Consider the following 22,951-nt stretch of genomic DNA (forward strand, 5'->3'; position numbering starts at 1 on the left):
GTCGGCGGCCGTACGCGTGCCGGCGAGAGGGATCAGACCGCCGTCGCGGGGTACGTCGGGTACTCCACGCCCGAGACGTGCTGGACGACCCGGACGACCTGGCAGGAGTAGCCGAACTCGTTGTCGTACCAGAGGTAGAGGATCGCGTTGTCGCCGTCGACCTTCAGGGCGCCGGCGTCCACGATCGAGGCGTGGCGCGAGCCGATGAAGTCGCTGGAGACCGCGTCGGGCGCCGTGATGAAGTCGATCTGGCGCTTGAGCGGCGAGGTCAGCGAGACCTCACGCAGGTAGTCGTGGACCTCCTCGCGGGTGGTCTCGCGGGCCAGCTGCAGGTTGAGAATCGCGATAGAAACGTCCGGCACCGGGACGCGGATCGAGCTGCCGCTGATCTTCGCCTTGAGGTCCGGCAGCGCCTTGGCGACGGCGGAGGCGGCACCGGTCTCGGTGATCACCATGTTGAGCGGCGCGGAGCGGCCGCGGCGCTCGGACTTGTGGTAATTGTCCAGCAGGTTCTGGTCGTTGGTGAACGAGTGGACGGTCTCCACGTGGCCGCGCAGCACGCCGTACTCGTCGTCCATCGCCTTCAGCGGCGGGACGATGGCGTTGGTGGTGCAGGAGGCGCAGGACAGGATCTGCTCGTCCGGCTTGATGGTGTCGTGGTTGACGCCGTGCACGATGTTCGGCACGTCGCCCTTGCCCGGGGCGGTCAGCACGACCTTCTCGATGCCGGGGCGCAGGTGCTTCGACAGGCCCTCGCGGTCGCGCCACTTGCCGGTGTTGTCGATGAGGATGGCGTCCCGGATGCCGTACTCGGTGTAGTCCACGGACGACGGGTCGTCGGCGTAGATCACCTTGATGGCGTTGCCGTTGGCGACGATCGTGCTGGTGTCCTCGTCGACGGTGATCGTGCCCTGGAACTGGCCGTGGATGGAGTCGCGGCGCAGCAGCGAGGCGCGCTTGACGATGTCCTGGGCGCCGCCGCCGCGCACCACGATGGCGCGCAGGCGCAGGCCGTTGCCGGAGCCGGCCTTCTCGATCAGCAGGCGGGCGACCAGCCGGCCGATGCGGCCGAAGCCGTACAGGACGACGTCGCGCGGCTCACGGCGCTCGATCTTGTTGGCACCGGTGGCACCGGCGACGGCCTCGGCGGTGAACTCCGCCACGCTCAGCCCGCGGTCGTCGGCCTTGTGGGTGGTGGCCAGCATGCCCAGGTCGATCTGGGACGGCCCGAGGTCGAGGGCGGTCAGGGCCTCGAGGAACGGCATGGTCTCGGTGACCGACAGCTCCGCGCCGTCGATCTGCCGGGCGAAGCGGTGGGACTTGAGGATGCTGACCACCGACTTGTTCACCAAGGAGCGGCTGTGCAGCAGGACGGTCACGTCCCGCTCGCGGTGCAGCTTCCCGATGAGCGGGATCATCGACTCCGCGATCTCCTCGCGGATCTTCCAGTTGGTGAACGAGTCGTCGTTGACAGTCACGGATCCATCTTTCGAGCTAGGCAGCGCTCATATGGTAACCACACCTCTCACGTGCTCCTTCAGGGGGTGGCAAGTAAGGGATTTGCACCCATTCCTTGACCAATTCCTGAATCAGGGTGGAAGAGTGTAAGAAACCCGGGTCGTGGTTTGCCCGTCTTACCTGGCGTGCCCAAGGTCAAGAGAGTGAGCACCTCCTCAGTACCGCGGCCCGAGCCGGCCGCCCCGTCCCGACCCCTGCGCCCCCCGGCCCTGCCCCGGATCGCCCGGCGTGGCATCCCCGAGGGGGCGCTTCCGGCCCTCGCCCTGTTCGCGGCCGTGCGGGTCGCCGGGATCATCCTGGTGATCGTCACGAACGCCGTCCGGGGGCATCCCCTCCTCAAGAGCCTCGCCCACTCCTGGGACTCCCGCTGGTATCTGCACATCGCCGCCCAGGGCTACGGCCACAAGATCTGGATCACCCCGCAGGGCGCCGTCCAGAGCGACTGGGCGTTCTTCCCGCTGTACCCGGGGCTGATCAGGGCGCTGACCACGGTCCTGCCCTTCACTCCCGGCCAGGCCGCGCTGCTCATCTCCTGGATCGCCGCGGGTGTCGCGGCGTACGGCGTGTACGTCATCGGCCACCACCTCTACGGACGCGGGGTCGCCACCGCGCTGGTCGCCCTGTGGGCCGTCATGCCGCACTCCGTCGAGCTGACCATCGCCTACACCGAGTCGCTGTTCGCCGCCCTCGCCGTCTGGTCCCTGTACTGCGTCCTCAAGGGGCGCTGGGTGTGGGCCGGTGCGCTGGCCGCGCTGGCGGGCCTGTCCCGGCCCAGCGGCTTCGCGGTGGCGGGGGCGGTCTGCATCGCGGCCGCGTACGAGGTCGTGCGGCAGCGCGGCCGGGCCCCCGCGGGCGTGTGGGCCGGTGCCATGCTGGCCCCGCTGGGCTGGCTCGGCTATGTGCTCTGGGTGGGCAGCCGGACGGGAGACCTCCTCGGCGGCTACTTCAAGGTGCAGAGCGCCTGGGACTCCCGCTTCGACTTCGGTGTCGGCTCGGCGCGCTTCACCAAGGCCCTGCTCCTGCACGGGGGCGGCGCCGTCTATCCGGCGGCCCTGGTGATCGTGGCGGCCGGTGTGCTGCTGTTCGCGCTGCTGTGCCTGGAACGCGCCCCGCTCGCCCTGGTGGTCTTCGCCGGGATCCTGGTCCTGCTCGTGGTCGGCGGCTCCGGCTCCTTCTCCTCCAAGCCGCGGTTCCTGCTGCCCGCCTTCCCGCTGCTCATCCCCATGGCCCGGGCGCTGACCCGGACCTGGCGGGTCCGGCCGGCCCATGCCGTGGTCGTCTACGGCGGCCTCACCGTCATGTCCCTGCTGTTCGGTGCCTTCGTGACGGTGGTGGCCCACTCCCCGCTGTGAGCCTCCACCGGCTGGTCACGCGGGCTGCCGCCTCCTGGTGCGAAGGCCCGGAATCGGGGTAGGCGGGGGGACGCCCGAGGAAAGGACCGTCATGACGACTTACGTGATCAGCGTCCCCGGCACCTTCACCGCGGACATCGGGGCGGACACCCGTACCCGTCTGGCCACGGCGCTCAGGCCCACCGATCCGCACGGCACCCGGATGGGCAGCGCCGAGGGCCTGGACGTGCTCAGCGTCAACGAGGACAACACCTTCACCCTCCGTCTGACCGTGCAGGCGGACACCGGCCCGCACGCCGAGCAGGAGGCCCACCGGCTCGCCGGCTCCGCCCTGCGGGACGCGGGACTGGACGAGCGCAGCGCATCGCTGGGGTCCGCCGTCATCACCGGCATCGACTCCGAGGTGCGCTGACCGGGAGCCGTACCGCGGCCACTCGCGGGGCAGGATCATCCGGTATAGGTAAAATCTAGGCGTTTGCTGAGAATTCAGGCGGCTGGTCCTCGACGGCCACCGCCCCGCCGGAAGTGACCGATGCCCCGCAACCGCTCCACGGACGAAGGCGATGAGCTGCTGGCCAGACTCGGCTCGCTCACCGCCCAGGCACGGGAGCGCGCGGTGCTGCAGCGCACCCAGGTCGAACTGGCCATCGCCCTGCAGCGCGGCATGCTGCCCCGTGACCTGCCCAGCGCACCGGGCCTGCACCTCGCCGTCCGCTACACGCCGGCCAACCTCGGCCTGAACGTGGGCGGCGACTGGTACGACGCGTTCACCCTGCCCGACGGGCGGATCGGGCTGGCCATCGGTGACGTCCAGGGGCACAACATCGAGGCCGCCGCGTTCATGGGCCAGGTTCGGGCCGGGCTCCGCGCCCTCGCCTCCGTGACCGGTGAGCCCGGCGAACTCCTCGCCCGCACCAACGACCTGCTGCTGTCGCTGGGCGGCGACCTGTTCGCCACCTGCATCTTCATGCGCCTCGACCCGGCCAGCGGAGTGCTGGAGAGCGCACGGGCCGGCCACATCCCGTTCGTGTGGGCCACGGCGGACGGCAAGTCGGGCGTCGTCGACGACGAAGGCGGGCCGCCGCTCGGCATCGACCAGGGCATGGAGTTCCCGGTGAGCAGGCACCGGCTCACCACGGGCGGCGTGTTCGTGCTGCTCACCGACGGCGTGGTGGAGGGCCCCTCGCTGACCATCGAGGACGGCCTCGAACAGGTGGTACGCCTCGCCGGCATCGCCGCCGTGGCGAGCCTGGAGGCCCATGCCCTGGCCGCCGCCGTGATCAAGGGCGCCGAGAGCGTCGGCCACGAGGACGACGCGGCCGTCCTCGTCGTGGGCCTCGACGGGCCCCACCCCCCACCCTGACCACCGGTCCGGCCACGACGGCCGGGACACGGTACGCGGATCCGGCGCCCACCGTCCGGAACGTTCCCGCGCGGCGCCCCGCGATTCAGCCATAGGGCCGGACCGCGCCGCTCTCGCCTCGCCGACCCGGGGCCACCGGTGTGAGATGGCTGCTGTGGTGGGTATCGACGATCTGCGCCGGCCCGGCCGCTACGCCGTCCAGGTACTGGCCGTCGCGGCCTGCTACTACGCCGCGGCCCGGCTCGGACTCCTGCGCGAACTCTCCGTCGAGGGCGCCGTCGTCAGCCCCGTCTGGCCGCCGACCGGCGTCGCGGTCGCCGCCCTGCTGATCCTCGGCCTGGGCTGCTGGCCCGGCATCACGATCGGCGCCTTCTTCGCCGTGATGGCCGTCAGCACCCCCGGCCCCGACGTGCTCGTCACCCTGGTCGGCCAGACCGGCGCCCCGGTGTGCGCGGCGCTCATGCTGCACCGGGCCCGCTTCCACACCGATCTCGGCCGGCTGAGGGACGGTGTCGCCCTGGTGTTCCTGGCCGCGCTGACCGCCATGCTGATCAGTTCGACGATCGGCGTCGGCCTCCTCGTCCTCCTGGACAAGCTGAACCCGGACAGCTTCTGGCCCGTCTGGCTGGCCTGGTGGGTGGGCGACGTCATGGGGGTGCTGCTCGTCACCCCGCTGCTGCTGTTGCTCCACCGCGCGCGCTGGCCGCCGCCCCTGGGCCGCTGGCCGGAGGCGACCGCCCTGGCCGTCGTCACCTGCGCTGTCGTGCCGGTGGCCGTCTACAGCACGATCAGCGTGCTCTACCTCGTCTACCCGCTGCTCATCTGGGCCGCCCTGCGTTTCCAGCTCGCGGGCAGCGTGCTGTGCGCGCTGCTGATGTCCGTGCTGGCCACCGTCGCGGCGACGGACCGTGCGGGGGCCTTCGAGGGGCTGAGCCGGATCGAGATCATGGCGAAGCTCCAGGCGTTCAACGGCGCGATGGCACTGACCGCGCTCCTGCTGTCCGCCCTGATCACCGAGCAGCGCAACACCCGCAGATCGGTGGAGAGAGCGTGCCAGGAACTGGCCGAGGTCCTGGAACACCTCACCGCGGGCGAACCCCCACCGCCCCGGGAACAGCCGCACCCCGGGGACGCCGACGGCACGGACGACAACCGGCCCTGGCCGACCACACCCCCGTAACGGCGTCCCGGGTCACCGGCCGGACCGGTGCACCGGACCCTCGTCGTCCCCGCCCGGCTCGGCGGAGCCCTTGCGCGACCTGACGTCCCGGGGAGTGGGAGCCGGCGGGTGTGCGGTGCCGGTGGCGCCGGACTGGCCGCCGCCGGTCGTGCCGTAGCCGCCGGGGATGCCCGGCGGCATGTCCGCGGCGGCCTCGGCCCCGCTCACATGACGCCGCGCCCGGACCCCGGCCCGGCGCTCCGGATAGGGGTAGTCGAACGGCTCGACCGAGGCGCGCTCGCGGTCCCGCTCGCGCTGCCGGCGTGCGGCCCGCTCGGCGGCCGTCGCGCTCTCGCCCTGCCGGCCGCGGTCCTCGCCGGGCGGACGGCCTTCGTCGTGCATGCGGTCCTTGTCCTTCATGCGGCGCCGAGTACCCGGGCCGTGGCCCGCGCCAACACGCTTCCGGCGTGTCGAACGGCCGGTCGGGGGCACTGGGGGACGATGGGCGGAGCCCGGGCGGGCCCCGGGCCGGACCGGAGGGACAGGCGCGGCATGGAGCGGCGGACGGCGAGCGCGGCGGAGCAGCGGACCGGGGCGGCCCAGCCCCGTTCCGGCCGTGCGGAAGGGCGCGACGACACGGCCGTACGACCCTCGCAGCAATCCGTACGGTCGCCGGACCCCGCCGTACGGCCATCGGACCCCGCCGTACGGCTATCGGACGGCGCCGACGCCCGCCGCCGTATCCCGCGCACCGACGACCTGCTGCGCGATCCCCGGCTGTCGGCCGCGGTGGAGCGGCTCGGTGCCGGTGTGGTGAAGGGCGCCGTGCGCGCGGCGCAGGAACGGGCCCGCGAGGGTGGCATCCCGCCCGAGCAGGTGCCGGAGACGGCCGTGGCCCTGCTGCCCGCCACCGCGAGCGGACTGCGCCCGGTGATCAACGCCACCGGGGTGCTGCTGCACACCAACCTCGGCCGGGCCCCGCTGTCGGCCGCCGCCCGGCAGGCCGTCCAGGAGGCCGCCGGACCCACGGACGTCGAACTGGACCTGGCGACCGGGGTACGCGCCCGCCGCGGCCGCTCCGCCCTCGCCGCCCTGCACGCGCGGGTGCCGTCCGCCGGGGCCGCGCACGTCGTCAACAACGGCGCCGCCGCCCTCGTGCTCGCCGCCACCGCCCTCGCGGCCGGCCGGGAGATCGTCGTCAGCCGGGGCGAGATGGTGGAGATCGGCGACGGTTTCCGGCTGCCCGACCTGCTGGTCACGACCGGCGCCCGGCTCCGCGAGGTCGGCACGACCAACCGCACCGCCCCGGCCGACTACGCCGCCGCGATCGGTCCCGACACCGGGTTCGTGCTCAAGGTGCACCCGTCTAACTTCCGTATCACCGGCTTCACCCGCTCCGCCGGGACCGCGGAACTCACCGGTCTGGGCGTGCCGGTCGTCGTCGACATCGGCTCCGGACTGCTCGCCCCGCATCCGGCGCTGCCCGAGGAACCCGACGCCGACACCGAACTCCGCGCCGGCGCCGCCCTCGTCACCGCGAGCGGCGACAAGCTCCTCGGCGGCCCCCAGTGCGGACTGCTGCTGGGTGAGAGGGACCTGGTCCGCGCCCTCGCCCGGCACCCGCTGGCCCGCGCCCTGCGCGTCGACAAGCTGACCCTCGCCGCCCTGGAGGCCACCCTCACCGGCCCGCCCACCCCGACCGCCCTCGCCCTCACCGCCGACCCGGACGGCCTGCGCGCCCGCGCCCACCGGCTCGCCGGCGGTCTCGCCGCCGACGGCATCGACGTACGGGCCGTCGACTCCTGTGCCACCGTCGGCGGCGGAGGCGCCCCCGGGGTCACCCTGCCCAGCGCGGCACTCTCCCTGCCCGAGCCGTACGCCGCCGCGCTGCGCACCGGCCCGGTCCCCGTCGTGGGCCGGCTGGAGGCGGGCCGCTGCCTGCTGGATCTGCGCGCGGTGCCCGAGCGGGACGACGAACGGCTGGCCGCTGCCGTCCGGTCCGCCCGGCCGGGCGAGGAGAGGGGGACGTGATGCGGGTGCTCGCCACCGCCGGCCATGTCGACCACGGCAAGTCCGCCCTGGTACGGGCCCTCACCGGCATGGAGCCCGACCGCTACGAGGAGGAGCGCCGCCGGGGGCTCACCCTGGACCTGGGCTTCGTGTGGACGCGGCTCGGCCCGGACGGGGACCACCTCGCCTTCGTCGACGTGCCGGGACACGAGCGCTTCGTGCCGACCATGCTGGCCGGGGTCGGACCGGTGCCCGCCGTGCTGTTCGTGGTCGCCGCCGACCAGGGCTGGCAGCAGCAGTCCGAGGAACACCTGGCCGTCCTCGACGCGCTCGGTGTCCGGCACGCCGTCCTCGTCGTGACCCGCAGCGACCTCGCCGACCCCGACGCCGTACGCGCCGAGTCCCTGGACCGGCTGGCCCGGAGCTCCCTCGGCAAGGTTCCCGCCGTCGCGGTGAGCGCCGTCACCGGTGCGGGACTGGACGATCTGCGCCGCGAACTGGCCCGGCTGGCAGGCGAGTTGACCGATCCCGACCCCGACGCCGACGTACGGCTGTGGCTCGACCGGGCTTTCTCGGTGCGCGGACACGGCACCGTGGTGACCGGCACCCTCGGCGCGGGCACCCTGCGCGTCGGCGACCGGTTGGTCACCGGGGACGGCTCCGCCGTGCTCCGGGTGCGCGGGCTGCAGACCCTGCACGAGGACCGTACGGCGGTCAGCGGGGTGGCCCGGGTGGCGGTCAACCTGCACGGCCGGGGCGCCGACGGCCTGCGCCGGGGGCACGTGCTGCTGACCCCGGACCGCTGGCTGCACAGCGAGGTGCTCGACGTACGGATCACCGGCGAGCCGGCCGCTGACCTGCCCCGCCGCGTCACCCTGCACATCGGCACCGCCGCCGTGCCCGTCACCGTCCGCCCGCTCGGCGAGGACACCGCCCGGCTCACCCTCGCCCGGAGTCTGCCGCTGCGGGTCGGCGACCGCGCGGTGCTGCGCGAACCGGGCGGCACCCGCATGCCCTGCGGGGCCACCGTCCTCGACGTACGGCCACCCCGGCTGACCCGGCGCGGCGCCGGCCGGGCCCGTGCCGCCGAACTGGCCGCCCTGACCGGCCGCCCCGACGGCGCCGCCGAACTGCGCCGGCGCAGACTGATCCGGCGCGCCGACCTGCTGGCCATGGGCATCCCGGCCCCCGCCGAACCCGTCGCGGGCGACTGGCTGGCGGACCGCACGTACTGGACCGCCCTGCAGGACCGGCTGGCCGGCGCGGTCGAGCGGCATGCGAGGGAACACCCGCTGGACCCCGGCCTGCCCGCCGAGGCGGCCCGGCGGCTGCTCGGCCTGCCCGACCGGGCCCTCGTCGACGCCCTGGCCGACGCCACACCCCGACTCCGCACCGGGCAAGGGCGGTTGTACGCCACCGGCGGCACGCCCCCCGCCCTGCCCCCGCCCGTCCGCGCCGCCGTGGACGCCGTGCGCGAGGACCTCGCCCGTACGCCGTTCCGCGCCCCCGAGGCCGGTCGGCTCGCCCAACTCGGCCTGGACCGCAGGGCGTTGGCCGCCGCCGTCACGGCCGGTGCGCTGCTGCGGATCGCCGACGGCATCGTGCTGCTGCCCGGCGCCGACGCCGAGGCCGCCGCCGTGCTGCGCACCCTGCCCCAGCCGTTCACGGTGCAAGAGGCCCGGCGAGCACTCGACACCACCCGGCGGGTCGCCGTACCGCTGCTGGAGTTCCTGGACGCCCGGGGGCACACCGAGCGCGTCGACGACCGGCGCCGCCGCTGCCGCGCGGAGGCGCTGAACGGAGGCGGACGGGAATCGAACCCGCCGGCCCGAGATCCTCGGGCCCCTCGGTTTTGAAGACCGGGAGGGCCACCAGGCACCCACACGCCTCCACCGCTCGTCAGGCTACTGCCCCAGGAGACCGCCGCCATGACATCGACATCCCCGCCGGTCCACCCGGCGCCCGTCCGGCTCACCCAGTTCGCGCACGGCGGCGGCTGCGCCTGCAAGATCCCGCCCGGAGAGCTGGAGGAGGTGGTGGCGGGGCTGAGCGAGCCCCGGCTCGCCGGGGGCGACACGCCGCTGCTCGTCGGGCTCGCCACCGGTGACGACGCCGCCGTGGTCAGGCACGGGGGAACCGCGGTCGTCTGCACGGCCGACTTCTTCACCCCCGTCGTGGACGACCCCTACGACTGGGGACGCATCGCCGCCGCCAACGCGCTGTCCGACGTGTACGCCATGGGCGGCCGGCCGGTGCTCGCCGTGAACCTGCTGGCCTGGCCGCGCGACCGGCTCCCCTTCGAGCTGGCCCGCGAGGTGCTGCGCGGCGGCCTGGACATCGCCACCGAGGCCGGCTGTCATGTCGGCGGCGGGCACAGCGTCGACGACCCGGAACCCAAGTACGGCATGGCCGTCACCGGCCTCGCGGACCCCGAGCGGCTGCTGCGCAACGACGCCGGCCGGCCCGGGCAGCCGCTCTGCCTGACCAAGCCGCTGGGCGTGGGGGTGCTCAACAACCGGCACAAGGCCACCGGTGAGCGGTTCGAGCAGGCGATCGCCACCATGACGGCGCTCAACCGGGACGCCGCCGGGGCCGCCCTCGCGGCCGGGGCCACCTGTGCCACCGACGTGACCGGGTTCGGTCTCCTCGGCCATCTGCACAAGCTGGCACGGGCCTCCGGCGTGACCGCCGTGGTCGACACCGCCGCCGTCCCGTACCTCGACGGGGCCCGCGAGGCCGTCCGGGACGGGTACGTCAGCGGCGGCACCCGGCGCAACCTCGCGTGGGTCGCCCCGCACACCGACTTCGGCGGCTGCGACGCCGACACCCGGCTGCTGCTGGCCGACGCCCAGACCTCCGGCGGCCTGCTGGTCGCCGGCGAAGTGCCCGGGGCGCCGGTGGTGGGGGAGCTGGTGCCGCGCGGAGCCCACTCGATCGTCCTCCGATAGGACCCCTACGGCCAGGGCCCCTACGGCTCCGTTCCGGTGTGCTCGTCGATGCCCGCCCGGGCCCGGTACGCCCGCACCAGCTCCACCGAGGCCGGACCGCGCGGTCGCCGTCCCGGGCGGATGTCCACCGCGAAGGCCTTCGACTCCTGGATGTGGACGTTCGGATCCAGCGACAGGTGCAGCAGCTCGTTGGCCGCGTCCCCGGTGCTGTAGCCGTTGGGACCCCAGTGATAGGGCAGCCCCACCTGGTGCAGCCGGCGCCCCTGCACCGTCAGCGGCGCCATGCGGTCCGTCACCAGCACCCGCGCCTCGATCACCCCGCGGGCGCTGACGATCGTCGCCCATCCCGCGTGTTCCAGGCCCCGCTCGGCCGCCAGCTCCGGGGAGACCTCGCAGAAGAACTCCGGTTGCAGCTCGGCCAGATACGGCTGCCAGCGGGACATGCCGCCCGCCGTGTGGTGCTCGGTGAGCCGGTAGGTGGTGGCCACGTACGGGAACACCTCGGAGCCGGGCTCGGCACCGCTCGGCTGGTAGCGGTTGTCGGGGAGCGACGGCATCAACTGCCGTACCGGATTGCGCTGTTGGTCGTGGAGCAGGTTCGGGAACGGCGAGTCCTGCGGCTCGTAGTGGACCGGCAGCGGGCCGTCGGTGAGCCCGGACGGCACGTACAGCCAGGCCTTGCCGTCGGCCTGCATGATGAACGGGTCCGTGCCGGACAGCGCCTCCGGACCGGTCGCGTCGCCGGTCGGCCGGTGATCGGGTGACTTGTCCTTCTTGAAGTCGGGTACGTCGTGCCCGGACCACTCGCCCTTCTCCGCGTCCCACCACACCAGTGCCTTGCGCTCGCTCCACGGTCTGCCCTCGGGGTCGGCGGAGGCGCGGTTGTAGAGGATCCGCCGGTTGGCGGGCCAGGCCCACGCCCATTGGGCGGCCACCCAGTCCTGCTCCCTGCCGGGCTTGCGGCGGGCGGCCTGGTTGACGCCGTCGGCGTACACACTGCAGTAGATCCAGCAGCCGCAGGACGTCGAGCCGTCCGGCTTCAGCTCCTCGTAGGAGGAGAGCGGACGGCCGCCGGCGTCGCGGCCGTTGATCTCGGCGAGGACGGTCTCCGCGTCCGGCTCGGCGTGCCGGCCCTTCGTCGGGTAGTCCCAGGTGAGGTCGAGCAGCGGCCGGTCCATCTCGTCGGCGGACCCGGCGAGCTTCTCCCGGATGATCCGCCCCAGGTGGTAGGCGAACCACAGGTCGCTGCGCGCCTCACCGGGCGGCTCGACCGCCTGGTGGTGCCACTGCAGCAGCCGCTGGGTGTTGGTGAAGCTGCCGTCCTTCTCGGTGTGCGCGGCGGCCGGCAGGAAGAACACCTCGGTGCGGATGTCCTCGGTGCGCAGCTCACCGGTCTCGATCTCGGGCCCGTCCTGCCACCAGGTCGCCGACTCGATCAGCGAGAAGTCGCGGACCACCAGCCAGTCCAGGTTCGCCATGCCGAGCCGCATCAGCTTGGAGTTGGCGTTGCCGACCGCCGGGTTCTCGCCGTACAGGAAGTAGCCCTTGCAGGTGCCCTCCCGCTGGGCCATGGCCGTCTCGTACGCCGAGTGGCTGCCGGTCAGCCGGGGCAGGTAGTCGAAGCAGAAGTCGTTGTCGGCCCTCGCCGCGTCACCCCAGTACGCCTTGAGCAGGCTCACCAGGTACGCGCGCATGTTGCCCCAGTAGCCCTTGTGGGCGGCCTCCGCCTGTACGAAGGCCTCCAGGTCCTGGTTCTGGTGGGCGTGCGGCATCGGGATGTAGCCCGGCAGCAGGTTGAACAGGGTCGGGATGTCCGTGGAGCCCTGGATGGAGGCGTGTCCGCGCAGGGCCAGGATGCCGCCGCCCGGCCGGCCGATGTTGCCGAGCAGGGTCTGCAGGACGCAGGCCGCCCGGATGTACTGCACGCCGACCGTGTGCTGGGTCCAGCCGACCGCGTAGGCGAAGGCGGTGGTCCGGTCGCGGCCGGAGTTCTCGGTGACCAGCTCGCACACCCGCCGGAACAGATCCCGCGGCACCCCGCAGACCTCCTCGACCATCTGAGGTGTGTAGCGGGCGTAGTGCCGCTTGAGCACCTGGAAGACACAGCGCGGATGGGTCAGCGTCTCGTCGCGCTCCGGCTCCCCCTCGGGGATCACGGCGCCGCCGGACCCGTGCGCCTCGCCGCGTGCCGCCTCGGTCACCGAACTGCCGCCGCGGGTGCGCTCCTCGTACTCCTGGTCGCGCTCCCCGGAGGCCGCCTGGATCTCGGCGCCCTCGTACTGCCAACTGGTGTTGTCGTAGGAGCGGTTCCGGGCGTCCAGGCCGGAGAACACACCCGCCAGGTCCTCGGTGTCGCGGAAGTCCTCCCGGAGGATCACCGGGGCGTTGCTGTAAGCCACGATGTAGTCGCGGAAGTACTTCTCGTGCTCCAGCACATAGTTGACGATTCCGCCGAGGAAGGCGATGTCCGTGCCCGCGCGCAGCGGCACGTGCAGGTCGGCCAGCGCGCTGGTGCGGGTGAACCGCGGGTCGACGTGGATCACCTTCGCACCCCGCGCCTTGGCCTCCATCACCCACTGGAACCCGACCGGATGGCACTCGGCCATGTTCGAGCCCTCGATGACGATGCAGTCCGCGTTCTGCAGGTCCTGCTGGAAGGTGGTCGCGCCGCCGCGTCCGAACGAGGTTCCCAGACCGGGAACGGTGGAGGAGTGTCAAACACGCGCCTGGTTCTCGATCTGGATCGCTCCCAGCGCGGTGAACAACTTCTTGATCAGGTAGTTCTCTTCGTTGTCGAGCGTGGCCCCGCCGAGGCTCGCGATGCCGAGGGTGCGCCGGGTGCGGGTCTCGTCGACCTCCCACTGCCAGCCCGCCCGGCGCGCCTCGATCACCCGGTCGGCGATCATGTCCATCGCGGTGTCCAGGTCCAGGCGCTCCCACTCGGTACCGTGCGGGCGCCGGTAGAGGACCTGGTGCTCGCGGGCGTCCCCGGTGGTCAGCTGCAGGCTCGCCGCGCCCTTGGGGCACAGCCGGCCGCGCGAGATCGGGGAGTCCGGGTCGCCCTCGATCTGGGTGACCTTCCCGTCCTGGACGTACACGTTCTGGCCGCAGCCCACCGCGCAGTACGGGCAGACGGACTTCACCACCCGGTCCGCCGTGGCCACCCGGGGCTGGAGGCGCTCACTGGGCCCGCTCTTCGCCGCGGCGCCCCGGCCCAGCGGATCGCTGCCGGTCAGCTGGCGGTAGACCGGCCAGGAGTCGATCCAGGTGCGTACGCCCACGGCCACTCCTCCCGCTCGGGGACCCTCTTCTCCAGGATCCGCGCGGCCGGGGCATCTCTCACCCCGGCGAGCCGCGGAGTACCCCGGCCGGGCACGGCCAAACGGACCCGGAAGGTGTGAGGGGACGGGCCCGGGGGACCCCGCCGCCGCAGTGTGTCGGCGCACGCAGTTCTTGATCGGCGGCCTCACCGGCATCATGGTCGGCACCCCCGTGATCGACCACCACGTCACCGACAGCTACTTCGTCTACTTCGTCGTGGCCCATCCGCACTACGTGCTCTTCGCGGGCAGCGCCTTCGGCCTCTGCCCGCGCCGGGAGGTGACCCCCTGCCCGCTGACCGGCTCCGCGTCCTGGTGTTCGACGTCGACGAGACGTTCACCGAGGGGACGGGACTGCGGACGCCGGCTGCCTCCGCAGCGGGCGCCAGCGATCGGGAACGCGACGGCGCACCCCGCCGGCCTGACCGTCGCCGCCCTGCCGGATCCGGCGGCGCGGCTCGGCGTTACGTGAGCGGTACGGCCGTCCGGGGGAGGTCCGCTGAGGCATGGACGAGCAGCGGGACGCCGGGCCACGGGGGACCGTCCGAGGCCGGCCCCGCGAGGCATCGCCCGCTCGCGACCGCGTGCCGCAGCGGTGCGTCGGCGGCTCGGGGGAAGACCGTGTCGTTGAAGCGGTTCGCCGGTCCGCGGCGACCGGGTCGGCCGCACGGCCCATCGCGGCCGTCCTCCGGCCGGCCGGGTCAGGTCTGCCGGGCGTGCACCGGGCTGTTGGCGACCTCGTCCGGACACTTCCGGTGCGCGGGACGCAGTCGCCGGTCGCGACGCCAGTCCGCCGTCGCGAGCGCGAGCGACGCCACCATGCCGACGAGGGCGGCGCCCAGCGCGGTGACGAGGGCGCCGCGGTAGTCGTGACTCCTGCCGAGCACCAGGTAGAAGAAGCCGGGCAGGGCGGCGGTGCCGACCGCGGCACCGAGCCGCTGACCGGTCTGCAGGGCGCCGCCCGCCGCACCGGCCATGCGCACGGGCACGTCCCGCAGCGTCATGGTGATGTTCGGCGAGACCACGCAGCCGCTGCCGACACCCCCGAGGAACAGCACCGGAGCGGCGACCCAGGGAGCGAAGCCGAGGGGAGCGAGGCCGAGCAGCAGAGCCGTGCCGCCCAGACCGACGATCACGCCCGTCAGGCCGCACACCGTGAGCAGCCGGCCGAAGCGGTCCACCAGCCGGCCGGCGACCACGGACGCGCCGGCCGAACCCAGGGCGAAGGGAGTCACGGCGAGCCCGGACCGGAGCGGCGAGAAGCCCAGACCGTGCTGGTAGAAGAGCGCGAAGACCAGCCACACGCCACTGAACCCGATGAAGTACAACGTGCCCACCCCGGCGCCGACCGCGTATCCGCGCACCGTCGTGAACAGCCGCGGATCGAGCAGCGGCTCGGCACCCCGGGCGACGAGACGGCGCTGCCGCCGGACGAAGACGGCGAGGACCGCCGCGCCGGCGAGGAACAGCCACCACACGCGTCCGATGCCGCCGGAGTCCGCCTGGACCAGCGGATACATCACCGCGAGGACACCGAGGCCCAGCAGCAGCACGCCGGGCAGGTCCACGTGCCCCCGGCCGGAGCGACGGGTGCGGGGCAGCAGGCGGCGGCCGAGCAGGACGGCCAGGATGCCGATGGGCACGTTGACGTAGAAGATCCACCGCCAGCCCTGGGCGCCGGAGGCCAGCGCGAGAATGACGCCACCGGTGACGGGCCCGGCGGCGGACGATACGCCGACGGTGGCGCCGAAGAAGCCGAAGGCGCGGCCGCGTTCGGCGCCGCGGAACATCTGCTGGATGAGCGCGGAGTTCTGCGGGGCCATGAAGCCCGCCGCCAGTCCCTGCGCCAGCCGGGACACCACCAGCAGCGTGATGCCGGGAGCCGCTCCGCAGGCCGCGCTGCAGACCACGAAGCCGCCGAGCGCCAGCAGGAAGATGCGGCGCCGGTCCAGGGCGTCCCCGAGGCGGCCCGCGGTGACCAGGGCCAGGGCGAAGGCGAGGGCGTATCCGGACACCACCCACTGCACCTGCGCGGGCGAGGCGTGCAGATCGCGCTGGATCGTGGGGAGGGCGACCGCCACGATCGTCACGTCCAGCAGGCTCATGAAGCCGGCCACCAGGGTGACCCACAGGGCACGCCACCGCCGCGGATCCGGCTCGTACCCGGCCTGCTGGGCGCCCGGGTTCCGGCCGTCCGCCGCTGACGCCGACGCTGCCACTTGGTGCGCTCCTCTCCCCGGGCCCGGACCCGGAACACCGGCGCCGCCCCGGGCGACCCGAGCCGCCGTGACTCATCCGCCGCGACTCAGTCGCCGTTGCCTCAGCCGCCGCGCCCGGCCAGCCGCTCCCGCTGCGGTACGACGGTGTACTTCGGGTCCTCGGCGGAGGCCACCCCGGCGTGGAACACGCCGAAGCGCAGGGCCGCCGAGCCGGTGAGCAGCGCGGCTCCGGCCGCGACCGCCACGCGCCGGTCCCGCCCGCGGCACAGGGCGAGGGCCGCCCCGCCCGCGGTCAGCGCCTCCGCCGCGCGCAGCAGCCGGTGCGGCCTGCCCTGTTCGAAGGGCTCCGCGGTCAGGCCCATGCGCCGCTTCATCGCCCGGAACGCCCCCAGTTCCAGGGCCGCCCCGAGCACGGCCAGCCGGCGGGCCGGTCCCGCCTGGGCGGCCGGGGCCGTGGCCAGCGCGAGGCCGGAGGCCGCGGTGGCGGCGGAGCCCGCGAAGACGAACGGCAGCTCGCGGTAGCCCTCGTGCCAGGACGGCACCGCCGTGTCCGAGAGCAGCACCGCCGTGTACGTGGCCACGGCCGGGCCGAGGACGGCGGAGGCCGCGGTGGCGGCCGAGCCCAGCAGCCGGTACCGGCCCGCCACCTGAGTCGTCGCCGCGGTCAGCGTCAGCGGCGCGTACCCCGCCAGCAGCCACGAGCCCACGCTCATGGGCGACGTGGGCTTGAGGACGCGCAGCATGTTCAGGAACCGGGCCGGCCTGCCCAGATCATGGACGAGCGCGGCCAGTGACAGCGAGACGGCCCCGGCGGCCGCGAGCTTCGCGGGAGCCGCGAGCCCCGGCCGCCCGGTGACCTGGCCCCCGGCCGCGAGCAGCGAGGACGCCCCGGCCAGTCCGCCGAGATACAGGTATCCGGCGATGTCCAGGGGCTTCCACGTCGGCTTCTTCAGCACCGGTTTGCCGTAGTACGACGAGAACGCGGCCTCCGGAACCATCGGCTGCTCGCCCCGTCCGCGCCGGTGCCGGCGGCGTCCCGCGCCGGCATCGCCCGGCGCCTGCCTGCCGGGCCCTTCGCCCCGCACGCCGTCCCGGGTGACGTCCGAGTCGCTCATCGCGGCCTCCTCGCGAAACTGCCCAGGGCCAGCGCCACCAGCGAGCCGGCGGCCAGCGCCGCGTGCCGCCACATGTCGGGCAGGTCCCGGGTGGTGACCACCGGGTCGGGCGGCAGGCCGTAGACCTCCGGCTCGTCCAGCAGCAGGAAGAACGCGCCGTCGCCGCCGACCCCGTCGTCCGGGCTCTCGCCGTACAGCCGTGCCCCGGTCACGCCGGCCGCCCGCAGCTGCTCCACCCTGGCCCGCGCCCGCTCCCGCAGTTCCTCGTGCGGGCCGAACTGGATGGACTCCGTGGGGCAGGACTTGGCGCAGGCGGGTTCCATGCCGACGCCGAGCCGGTCGTAGCAGAGCGTGCACTTCCAGACCCGGCCGTCGTCCTCGCGCTGGTCGATGACGCCGTAGGGGCACGCGGGCACGCAGTAGCCGCAGCCGTTGCAGACGTCCTCCTGCACGACCACCGTGCCGAACTCGGTGCGGAACAGCGCGCCGGTGGGGCACACGTCCAGACAGGCGGCGTGCGTGCAGTGCTTGCACACGTCGGAGGCCATCAGCCAGCGCAGTTCGGTGCGGCCGTCCGGGGCGACGGGAGCGATCTGCCCGGCGTGCGCGCCCTCGGGGGCCGTCCCGTGCGGGGAAGCGGTGGCGTCCGGGACGGGGGAGGAGGCATCGGTGCCGAGGCGGGCCGCCGCGGCGAACACGTCGACGTCGTCGTGCGCGACCCCGGGCTGCTGCCCGCCGAACGGCCCGCGCTGCTCGATGAAGGCCACATGCCGCCAGGTGTCGGCGCCCAGGCCCTGGGTGTTGTCGTACGACATGCCGGTCCACACCAGACCGTCCTCCGGGATGGCGTTCCACTCCTTGCACGCCACCTCGCACGCCTTGCAGCCGATGCACACCGAGGTGTCGGTGAAGAAGCCCATCCTCGGCGGGGCGTCCGGCCAGCCGGAGGCCCCGGCCACGTCCGGCTGCGGGCCGTACAGCAGATGTCCCCGGACCTCGTCGCCGTCGCTCATCGCCGTACCTCCTCGCTCCTCACTCCTCGCCCTCCCCGGGTACCTCGCCGGGCGCGGCCCGCACGACCGCGACCCGGCGCTTCTGCGAGGCCGTGGCCGGCATCTCCACGCTCCTGCCGAAGCACCAGCGGCTCAGGGCGTTGCGCGGCCGGTGCCGATGGAACCAGCGCCAGGCCTCCGTGCCCTCGGCACGCGGCCGGGGCGTGTCGCGCACGAGGATGCGGTAGGCCTCCGCGCGGGACAGCAGGGGCACAACGAACAGCGCCGTGCGGAAGGTGCGCGTGAGCAGTTCCACCGGCGGGCGGAACCTGTACGCCAGCACATCCTGTCGAGACGGCCGCCGCGCCCAGCGCCGTACGGGTCGGCTGGTTGCGCGGCCGGTCGCACAGGTGCTGCCCGGGCAGCGGGCCGGTGAGCCGGCGCTCGAAGAACGGACAGCCGTTGAGGATCGAGGAGACCGGAAGCCGCCGGTCCAGCGCGGACACCAGTCGCTCACCGCGTCCCTCGGCCCGGGCCGACCGCCGCTCCTCGGACACCGCCACCGCGTGCTCGCCTTCCGCCCGTGCTGGGTCCCTCACTCTCGGTGCTCTCCTTCGAGCGTGGCACGGGTGCCCCGACTCCGCGCGCCCGAAACGGCGCCCCGGCTCTTTGCCGGACCGGCGCGGGGCTACCCGGTCGCGCGGACGGTGTGCGGGTACGAGGAGGCGGGCGTGGTGATCGTGCCCGGGGCCGTCGCGGCCCGGCTTCGGGCCTGGGGCGTGGAAACGGGTGTACGGCGTGCCGGGGCTGGACGTCGCCCCGCTGGCCGGCGCCCTGCGCGGCGGGCCGCGGGCGCCGTGGTTCGGGCAGGCGCGCGGTGCGGAGTCCGCCGCCCTCATGGCGTGCGCCGACGCCAAGCTCACCGGCCGCCTCGGCTGCTGGCGCGGCTCCGCCCGGCGGAGCCGCGCTGCGGCTGCTGGGCGGGCTCCACGACGCGGAGGCGGACCGGACACCGCTGCCGGCCGTCGTGGGCGAGGAGACGGCCGGCGCCCGCCTGGGCGGAGAATCGGCCGCCCTGGCCCGCGACGCCCTACCCGACGACCTGTCCTACGGCACGGGCGTGGCCGGCCCCCTAGGCAGCGGGGCGGCGGCCGCGCTGCTGCGGGAGTGCGACACGCTGCTCCTCGTGGGCGCGGAGGACCTGGCCCCCGCCCTCCTGCCGTCCGCCGCCGGCTGCCGGATCGTCACCGTCGACCGCGAGCCGGCCGACTGCCTGCTCCACCGGGCGCGTCCGGCCGTGCGGGTGACCGGCGACGTCACCGGGGCACTGGAAGCGCTCATCCCGCTGCTGCACCGTGCCACCGACCGGACGTGGCGGGCGCGGGTCGAGGACACGGTGCGGTCCTGGCGGGACGAGGGACACACGCGGGCGAGCCGCTACTTCCGCACGTCCGTCAACCCCCGTTCAGTGGTCGCCGAGTTGTCCGAGCGGCTGCCCGACCGGACCGTCGTCGTCACCGACTCGGGCACCTCACTGCACTGGTGGACCCGCCATCTCCGGCTCCGCTACGACATGAGGTCCCTGCTGTCCGGACACCTCGGCCTGCCCGGTTCCGCGGTGCCCTACGCCGTGGCGAACTGATCACCGTCCGCGTCCACGCCCGGGCGTGACCCGTTCGGATGCTTATCCCTGCCCGGCGGTGAGGGGCACGGTGGCGGTGACCCGTTTGCCGTGGGGCAGCCAGGTCACCTCCAGGGCGCGGGAGAGCATCGCGACCAGGTGGAGCCCGTGCCCGCCGACCCGCCGGGGATCGGGAGGGCGCCGCAGCGGCGGGTCGGTGGAGGTGTCCGACACCGTGATGCGCAGGGCACCGGCCCCGGGCAGCAGCTCCAGGCTCAGGGTGCACGGGCCGGGGGCGTGCTTGGCGACGTTGGTGACGAGTTCGCTCACGACGAGCCGGGCGTCCTGCACCGACCGCCGGGTGGGTGCCGGGCGTACCCGTGCCAGCAGGGCGGCGACGGCGTCCCGGGCGTCACCGATGCCCGCCACGGCGTCGTCCCAGGTGCGGCTGTAGCGCAGGGGCGCGGGGCGGGCCTGCGTTCTCGTGTGCGTCCCGAACGGGATGTCCATGCGTCGTTGCCCTTTTCCTGCGGCGCCGGGGACCATTCCTGTGCATACGGGATCCTCCCGTCGTTGCTCGGATACCCGCTGGGCCCTCGATCAAGGGCACGTACGCCGCGAATCCTCCGGTTGCACACGAGCCCCAGGCCACCGGCCGCCGACCCGCTGTGCGCACGGCGGAACGGGCCCGGGAAGCCGGCGTCCGCCGGATGTCCCGGGCCCGTTCGGAATCGGCGGAGCCGCGGATCCGGCGCGGCCCCGTGCCTGAACACGGCTCAGTGCTTGAAGGTGTCCTTGGCCTTCTCCTTGGCCTGCCGCGCGTCACCGCGCGCGCCTTCCGCACGGCCCTCGGCCTCCATCCGCTCGTTGCCGACGGCGCGGCCCACGGCCTCCTTCGCCCTCCCCTTGACCTGCTCCTTCTTGCCCTTCGCCTTCTGGTTGCCTGCCATCGGGTGTCACATCCCAACGTCGTGCGGATCCGGTCCCCAGTCGGCTTGCCAGCGAGCGGCCGCCCAAACAGGAAAACGCGGACATCTCGTCGATACGGGCCCCGATTACTTCCCCTTGGTTGAACAGTCCAGACTGATAAACCTATTGTTAGTAACCGTGGACACCGTTGAACTCGCCGCCGCACTGCGGCTGGCCATGGGCCGGATCGTCCGCCGGCTGCGCCAGGCACACGCGGTCGGCGACGTGACACTGTCCGGCGTCTCGGTGCTGGCCCGGCTGGCCCGCACCGGTCCCGACTCGCCCGGATCGCTCGCCGAACTGGAACGGGTCCGGCCGCAGGCGATGGCCGGCACCCTCGCCGGACTCGAACAACGCGGACTGGTCAGCCGTACCCCCGACACGGCCGACGGGCGCCGGGCCATCGTCTCCCTCACCGACGAGGGCCGGGCCGTGCTGGAGCAGCGCCGCTCCGAGTCCGTGGCCCGCCTCGCCCGCGCCCTGGACGAGTTCACCCCGCAGGAACGGCAGGCCCTGCACGACGCGCTGCCCCTGCTCGACCGGCTGGCGGAACGACTGTGACCGGCCGTACGCCCGCCGCCGGCATACGCGGCCGCCTCCTCGCCCGCCCGGCCCGCCTCCGGGAGACGCCCCCCGGCCCCGGCTACAAATGGGTCGCGCTGTCCAACACCACCCTCGGCGTCCTCATCGCCACGATGGACGCCTCCATCGTGATCATCTCGCTGCCGGCCATCTTCCGCGGGATCGGCCTGGACCCGCTGGCGGCCGGCAACATCGGCTACCTGCTGTGGATGATCCTCGGGTATCTGCTGGTCTCGGCCGTCCTGGTGGTCGTCCTCGGCCGGCTCGGCGACATGTTCGGCCGGGTGCGGATCTACAACCTGGGCTTCCTGGTCTTCGCATGCGCCTCCGTCGCGCTGTCCCTCGACCCGTTCCGGGCGGGCGCGGGCGCGCTCTGGCTGATCCTGTGGCGCATCGTGCAGGCCTTCGGCGGCTCCATGCTCACCGCCAACTCGGCCGCCATCCTCACCGACGCCTTCCCCGCGCGGCAGCGCGGCATGGCCCTCGGCATCAACCAGATCACCGCGCTCGCCGGGCAGTTCCTGGGCCTGCTCGCCGGCGGCCTGCTGGCCGCGGTCGACTGGCGTGCGGTGTTCTGGGTGAGCGTCCCGGTCAGCGTCACCGGCACCCTCTGGTCGTACCTGAGCCTGCGCGAGACCTCGGCCGGCGGTCGCGGCCGGATCGACTGGCTCGGCAACCTCACCTTCGCCTCCGGCGCGGGCATCCTGCTCGCGGGCATCACCTACGGCATCCAGCCGTACGGCGGCCGTCCCACCGGCTGGACCAACCCCTGGGTGCTCGCGGGCCTCGTCGGCGGCGTGCTCCTGTTGCTGGTGTTCTGCCTCGTCGAGACACGGATCGCCGAGCCCATGTTCCGGCTGTCGCTGTTCCGGGTGCGGGCCTTCGCCGCCGGCAACCTGGCCGCCCTGCTCACCGCGATCGCCCGCGGCGGACTGCAGTTCATGCTGATCATCTGGCTGCAGGGCATCTGGCTGCCGCTGCACGGCTACGACTTCGAGGACACCCCGCTGTGGGCCGGCATCTTCATGCTGCCGCTCACGGTCGGCTTCCTCGTCGCCGGACCGGTCTCCGGCTATCTGTCCGACCGGTTCGGCGCCCGCCTCTTCTCCACCGCCGGACTGGTCGTCGTCGCCGTTTCCTTCCTCGGCCTGCTGGCCCTCCCCGTGGACTTCGACTACGGCGTCTTCGCCGCGCTGCTGCTGCTCAACGGCCTCGGCCAGGGCATGTTCTCCTCGCCCAACACGTCCTCCATCATGGGCAGCGTGCCGGCCCGTGACCGGGGTGTGGCCTCCGGTATGCGCTCCACCTTCCAGAACTCCGGCACGGCCCTGTCCATCGGCGTCTTCTTCTCGCTGATGGTCTCGGGCCTGGCGAGCACGCTGCCCAGGACGCTCGGCGGCGGGCTCCAGGCGCACGGCGTGCCCGCGCCGACCGCACACGAGGTGGCCTCGCTGCCGCCGGTCAGCACGCTGTTCGCCACGTTCCTCGGCGACAACCCGATCGGTCATCTGCTCGGCGCCGGCGCCCTGGACCACCTGACCGCCGCCCAGCGGGCCACCCTGACCGGCCACGCCTTCTTCCCCGAACTGGTCTCCCGGCCCTTCCACCACGGCCTGACCATCGTCTTCGGCGTGGCTGCGGGCATGGCCCTGGTCGCCGCGCTCGCCTCCGCCCTGCGCGGCGGCCACACGCGCGCCGACGACGACACCCGGCAGGCCGGGCCGGACCACGCGGCGAAGGCCCGGTCCACGCGCACCTCCCCCTAGAGGCCCGCGGCGGCCGC

The 22,951-nt window shown here is 73.7% G+C and carries 19 protein-coding genes, 1 tRNA gene and 1 pseudogene; 11 read left to right on the forward strand and 10 right to left on the reverse strand.

The window, feature by feature from the left end; translation table 11 throughout:
- Positions 1-32: 32 nt before the first annotated feature.
- Positions 33-1,478 carry a glyceraldehyde-3-phosphate dehydrogenase gene (locus ABB07_RS36125; RefSeq protein ID WP_208902656.1) on the reverse strand — a complete coding sequence of 482 codons (1,446 nt, stop codon included), beginning with the start codon at positions 1,476-1,478 and terminating at the stop codon, positions 33-35.
- 183 nt (positions 1,479-1,661) lie between these two features.
- On the opposite strand from ABB07_RS36125, the gene ABB07_RS36130 reads away from it, so the two are divergent.
- The 4 genes from ABB07_RS36130 to ABB07_RS36145 all read left to right on the forward strand — a co-directional run bounded on the left by ABB07_RS36130 (position 1,662) and on the right by ABB07_RS36145 (position 5,413).
- Complete coding sequence (locus ABB07_RS36130; RefSeq protein WP_244189635.1) at positions 1,662-2,870, forward strand: glycosyltransferase family 39 protein; 1,209 nt, start codon at positions 1,662-1,664, stop codon at positions 2,868-2,870.
- Positions 2,871-2,961: 91 nt separating this feature from the next.
- Positions 2,962-3,282, forward strand: coding sequence for a hypothetical protein (locus ABB07_RS36135; protein WP_208902658.1), 321 nt, complete (start codon positions 2,962-2,964; stop codon positions 3,280-3,282).
- Positions 3,283-3,402: 120 nt separating this feature from the next.
- Positions 3,403-4,233: a PP2C family protein-serine/threonine phosphatase gene (locus ABB07_RS36140; protein WP_208902659.1), complete on the forward strand. Its 831-nt coding sequence runs from the start codon at positions 3,403-3,405 to the stop codon at positions 4,231-4,233.
- A 145-nt stretch (positions 4,234-4,378) separates the two neighbouring features.
- On the forward strand, positions 4,379-5,413 hold the full coding sequence (locus ABB07_RS36145; protein ID WP_208902660.1) for an MASE1 domain-containing protein: 1,035 nt from the start codon (positions 4,379-4,381) through the stop codon (positions 5,411-5,413).
- Between the two features lie 12 nt (positions 5,414-5,425).
- Here the strand turns inward: ABB07_RS36145 and ABB07_RS36150 are convergent, their stop codons facing one another.
- Positions 5,426-5,812, reverse strand: a complete 387-nt coding sequence (locus tag ABB07_RS36150; RefSeq protein ID WP_244189636.1) for a hypothetical protein — start codon at positions 5,810-5,812, stop codon at positions 5,426-5,428.
- A gap of 132 nt (positions 5,813-5,944) precedes the next feature.
- Here ABB07_RS36150 and selA point away from each other — a divergent pair, with 132 nt between their 5' ends.
- On the forward strand, positions 5,945-7,423 hold the full coding sequence (gene selA / locus ABB07_RS36155) for an L-seryl-tRNA(Sec) selenium transferase (protein WP_208902661.1): 1,479 nt from the start codon (positions 5,945-5,947) through the stop codon (positions 7,421-7,423).
- A pseudogene (gene selB / locus ABB07_RS36160) lies at positions 7,423-9,165 on the forward strand (selenocysteine-specific translation elongation factor); the annotation flags it as partial. The gene selA and the pseudogene selB, both read left to right, overlap by 1 nt.
- Before the next feature lie 35 nt (positions 9,166-9,200).
- Here selB and ABB07_RS36165 read toward each other — a convergent pair.
- A tRNA-Sec gene (locus ABB07_RS36165) sits at positions 9,201-9,293 on the reverse strand.
- A gap of 37 nt (positions 9,294-9,330) precedes the next feature.
- Between ABB07_RS36165 and selD the strand changes: the two genes are divergently transcribed.
- The gene (gene selD / locus ABB07_RS36170; protein ID WP_208902662.1) at positions 9,331-10,350 is read left to right on the forward strand and encodes a selenide, water dikinase SelD; all 1,020 of its coding nucleotides are present in this window, start codon (positions 9,331-9,333) and stop codon (positions 10,348-10,350) included.
- A gap of 20 nt (positions 10,351-10,370) precedes the next feature.
- On the opposite strand, the gene fdh is transcribed toward selD, so the two are convergent.
- Complete coding sequence (gene fdh / locus ABB07_RS36175; RefSeq protein ID WP_208902663.1) at positions 10,371-13,631, reverse strand: formate dehydrogenase; 3,261 nt, start codon at positions 13,629-13,631, stop codon at positions 10,371-10,373.
- A 172-nt stretch (positions 13,632-13,803) separates the two neighbouring features.
- On the opposite strand from fdh, the gene ABB07_RS36180 reads away from it, so the two are divergent.
- Positions 13,804-14,142 (forward strand): hypothetical protein, encoded by a 339-nt coding sequence (locus tag ABB07_RS36180; RefSeq protein ID WP_208903853.1) that lies wholly within the window; start codon positions 13,804-13,806, stop codon positions 14,140-14,142.
- A 229-nt stretch (positions 14,143-14,371) separates the two neighbouring features.
- On the opposite strand, the gene ABB07_RS36185 is transcribed toward ABB07_RS36180, so the two are convergent.
- The 4 genes from ABB07_RS36185 to ABB07_RS41185 all read right to left on the reverse strand — a co-directional run bounded on the left by ABB07_RS36185 (position 14,372) and on the right by ABB07_RS41185 (position 18,312).
- Positions 14,372-15,889, reverse strand: a complete 1,518-nt coding sequence (locus tag ABB07_RS36185; RefSeq protein WP_208902664.1) for an MFS transporter — start codon at positions 15,887-15,889, stop codon at positions 14,372-14,374.
- Between the two features lie 101 nt (positions 15,890-15,990).
- Positions 15,991-17,004: an NrfD/PsrC family molybdoenzyme membrane anchor subunit gene (gene nrfD / locus ABB07_RS36190; RefSeq protein WP_208902665.1), complete on the reverse strand. Its 1,014-nt coding sequence runs from the start codon at positions 17,002-17,004 to the stop codon at positions 15,991-15,993.
- Positions 17,001-18,017 (reverse strand): 4Fe-4S dicluster domain-containing protein, encoded by a 1,017-nt coding sequence (locus ABB07_RS36195; protein WP_208902666.1) that lies wholly within the window; start codon positions 18,015-18,017, stop codon positions 17,001-17,003. Before ABB07_RS36195 ends, nrfD begins: the two co-directional genes overlap by 4 nt.
- A gap of 19 nt (positions 18,018-18,036) precedes the next feature.
- Complete coding sequence (locus ABB07_RS41185; protein WP_244189637.1) at positions 18,037-18,312, reverse strand: hypothetical protein; 276 nt, start codon at positions 18,310-18,312, stop codon at positions 18,037-18,039.
- A gap of 561 nt (positions 18,313-18,873) precedes the next feature.
- On the opposite strand from ABB07_RS41185, the gene ABB07_RS36205 reads away from it, so the two are divergent.
- Entirely contained in the window at positions 18,874-19,638 is a 765-nt protein-coding gene (locus tag ABB07_RS36205; RefSeq protein WP_244189638.1) for a hypothetical protein, read from the forward strand.
- A gap of 42 nt (positions 19,639-19,680) precedes the next feature.
- Here the strand turns inward: ABB07_RS36205 and ABB07_RS36210 are convergent, their stop codons facing one another.
- The gene (locus ABB07_RS36210; RefSeq protein WP_208902667.1) at positions 19,681-20,127 is read right to left on the reverse strand and encodes an ATP-binding protein; all 447 of its coding nucleotides are present in this window, start codon (positions 20,125-20,127) and stop codon (positions 19,681-19,683) included.
- Positions 20,128-20,393: 266 nt separating this feature from the next.
- Entirely contained in the window at positions 20,394-20,567 is a 174-nt protein-coding gene (locus ABB07_RS36215) for a CsbD family protein (RefSeq protein WP_208902668.1), read from the reverse strand.
- A gap of 157 nt (positions 20,568-20,724) precedes the next feature.
- On the opposite strand from ABB07_RS36215, the gene ABB07_RS36220 reads away from it, so the two are divergent.
- Positions 20,725-21,147: a MarR family winged helix-turn-helix transcriptional regulator gene (locus ABB07_RS36220; RefSeq protein ID WP_425264786.1), complete on the forward strand. Its 423-nt coding sequence runs from the start codon at positions 20,725-20,727 to the stop codon at positions 21,145-21,147.
- Entirely contained in the window at positions 21,144-22,934 is a 1,791-nt protein-coding gene (locus ABB07_RS36225; protein WP_208902669.1) for an MFS transporter, read from the forward strand. The genes ABB07_RS36220 and ABB07_RS36225 overlap by 4 nt, the downstream gene beginning before the upstream one ends.
- The last annotated feature ends 17 nt before the right edge of the window (positions 22,935-22,951 follow it).

This window comes from Streptomyces incarnatus (genome assembly GCF_001027185.1).
Lineage (GTDB): Bacteria > Actinomycetota > Actinomycetes > Streptomycetales > Streptomycetaceae > Streptomyces > Streptomyces puniciscabiei.

What these genes read in the sequence shown, in the direction of transcription:
- nrfD (WP_208902665.1), bottom strand. Translation starts at nt 17,004, where the DNA reads ATGAGCGACTCGGACGTCACCCGGGACGGCGTGCGGGGCGAAGGGCCC.
- ABB07_RS36145 (WP_208902660.1), top strand. Translation starts at nt 4,379, where the DNA reads ATGGCTGCTGTGGTGGGTATCGACGATCTGCGCCGGCCCGGCCGCTAC.
- ABB07_RS36150 (WP_244189636.1), bottom strand. Translation starts at nt 5,812, where the DNA reads ATGAAGGACAAGGACCGCATGCACGACGAAGGCCGTCCGCCCGGCGAG.
- ABB07_RS36195 (WP_208902666.1), bottom strand. Translation starts at nt 18,017, where the DNA reads ATGAGCGACGGCGACGAGGTCCGGGGACATCTGCTGTACGGCCCGCAG.
- selA (WP_208902661.1), top strand. Translation starts at nt 5,945, where the DNA reads ATGGAGCGGCGGACGGCGAGCGCGGCGGAGCAGCGGACCGGGGCGGCC.
- ABB07_RS36210 (WP_208902667.1), bottom strand. Translation starts at nt 20,127, where the DNA reads ATGGACATCCCGTTCGGGACGCACACGAGAACGCAGGCCCGCCCCGCG.
- ABB07_RS36140 (WP_208902659.1), top strand. Translation starts at nt 3,403, where the DNA reads ATGCCCCGCAACCGCTCCACGGACGAAGGCGATGAGCTGCTGGCCAGA.
- ABB07_RS36135 (WP_208902658.1), top strand. Translation starts at nt 2,962, where the DNA reads ATGACGACTTACGTGATCAGCGTCCCCGGCACCTTCACCGCGGACATC.
- ABB07_RS36215 (WP_208902668.1), bottom strand. Translation starts at nt 20,567, where the DNA reads ATGGCAGGCAACCAGAAGGCGAAGGGCAAGAAGGAGCAGGTCAAGGGG.
- selD (WP_208902662.1), top strand. Translation starts at nt 9,331, where the DNA reads ATGACATCGACATCCCCGCCGGTCCACCCGGCGCCCGTCCGGCTCACC.